Source organism: Mucilaginibacter flavus (assembly GCF_030409315.1).
Lineage (GTDB): Bacteria > Bacteroidota > Bacteroidia > Sphingobacteriales > Sphingobacteriaceae > Mucilaginibacter > Mucilaginibacter flavus.
Map to the genome: position 1 here is coordinate 1 of NZ_JAUFPS010000062.1, position 2,213 is coordinate 2,213.

A 2,213-nucleotide genomic window follows, 5' to 3' on the forward strand; every position below is an offset into this window, starting at 1 on the left:
TAAGAATCACGCAGCAATAAACTATAAATTATCCTATTAATGATGTGTAAAATATTAAATAAACCCCTGATCCTTTGTTTACTGATTTTTATCTCTTTTAAAGCTGGCGCGCAGGTAAATGTAAATACTTTAAAGTGTGAATATAAGGCCGATCCGATCGGTGTGGATATGTCAAAACCTCGTTTAAGCTGGATGCTGCATTCCAATCAACAAGGCTGCCTGCAAACGGCCTACCGGGTGCTGGTTGCCGACGATCCATTGCAGCTGAAAAACAATACCGGCAATATATGGGACTCAAAAAAAGTGCCGTCGGGCAAGTCTATACAGGTTGGTTTTGCGGGGAAAAAGCTGCTATCTGCTACAACCTACTACTGGAAGGTGATGGTTTGGGATAACCACGGCCATGCATCAGCCTGGAGCCAACCCGCTCAATGGCAAATGGGATTATTAGGGCCTAACGATTGGAAAGGCGCCCAATGGATAGGCTACAACAAAATGTCCGATTCGCTTCGTATTGTACCGGCAATAGATAATCCCGGCGATAGCCGGTGGAATAAAGGCAATGATGTTTTGCCTTTAATGCGGAAAGAATTTAAGATAATTAAGCCGGTAAAGAAAGCCACCATATTTATAACCGGTTTGGGCCAGTTTGAATTAAGCTTAAACGGCAAAAAAATAGGCGATCATTTTTTAGATCCTGGTTGGACACAGTATACCAAACATGCCTTATACGTTACTTTTGATATCACCCATCAAATAAAAGCAGGGGATAACGTATTGGGTGTAATGCTTGGCAACGGGTTTTATTATGTACCCGGCGATAGGTATCATAAACTTAAAAGTGCTTATGGCTATCCCAAAATGATATGCCGTACGGTAATTGAATACACCGATGGCACTACCGGCAACGTTGTTAGTGATAACAGCTGGAAAGCGGCTCCCGGTCCGGTAACTTTTTCAAGTATTTACGGCGGCGAAGATTTTGATGCTACTTTGATGCAAAAAGGCTGGGATACTCCCGGTTTTAACGATAGTAAATTTAGGCAGGCCGTAATTGTTGACGGGCCACCATTACTGCAATCGCAACAGGAAGAGCCATTGAAAATAATGGACCAGTTTACGGTAAAAAAAATAACACAGCCCCGGCCCGGTGTTTGGGTGTATGATATGGGGCAAAACGCATCGGCAATTCCTTTTATACAGGTAAAAGGTAAACGCGGCGCGGTTATAAAAATAACCCCGGCCGAACTGCTGGACGATAAAGGTATGGCCCTGCAAACCGCTGTGGGAGCCCCGGTTTACTTTAACTATACTTTAAAGGGAGGAGCGCGGGAAGCCTGGCATCCGCAGTTTATGTACTATGGGTTCAGGTATATCCAGGTTGAAGGTGCCATCCCCGATAAAGAGGAAAATTATAGCAGCTTGCCCGTTATTACAGCGATAAAAAGCCTGCATACGCGTAACAGTGCTGCCTCAATTGGCACATTTAGCTGTGATAATGATTTATTCAATAAAACTTTTAAGTTAATTGACTGGGCTATCAGGAGTAACACGGTAAGCATATTTACTGACTGCCCGCACCGCGAAAAACTGGGTTGGCTGGAAGAGGCGCATCTGGTTGGTAGTTCTATTCGCTATAATTATGATGTTGCTTCTTTGTGTCAAAAAGTGATCAGGGATATGATTAACGCACAAACAAGCGAGGGGCTGATCCCCGATATAGCGCCGGAGTATGTTCAGTTTGGCGGCGGGTTTCGTGATTCGCCCGAATGGGGAAGTAATGGCGTAATTATGCCCTGGTATGTTTACCAATGGTACGGGGATAAGGAGGTGTTGAAAGAAAGCTATAGTATGATGACGCGGTATGTAGCCTATCTTGAAAAAAAATCAAAAAACCACATCCTGTATTTTGGCCTGGGCGATTGGTATGACATCGGCCCGAGGGATCTTGGTCCGTCGCAGTTAACACCCGGCGGCATTACCAGTACAGCAATTTATTATTATGATCTTACTTTACTATCAAAAATTGCCCGCGTTTTGGATAAAGAAGAGGATGCAAAAAAATATGAAGCTTTAAGCCTGGACGTTAAAAAGGTTTACAACGATACTTTTTTTAATAAGCAAACTTACCAGTATGGTACCGGCAGCCAGGCTGCAAATGCCATATCTATTTATATGGGTTTGGTAGATGCTGCCGATAAGCCTAAAGTATT

General features: G+C 43.5%; 1 protein-coding gene. It reads left to right on the forward strand.

Annotated elements, in window-relative coordinates; all coding sequences use genetic code 11:
• Positions 1–39: 39 nt before the first annotated feature.
• Positions 40–2,213: family 78 glycoside hydrolase catalytic domain (locus QWZ17_RS23340; protein WP_290307734.1), on the forward strand; the 2,174-nt coding region annotated here is incomplete at its 3' end.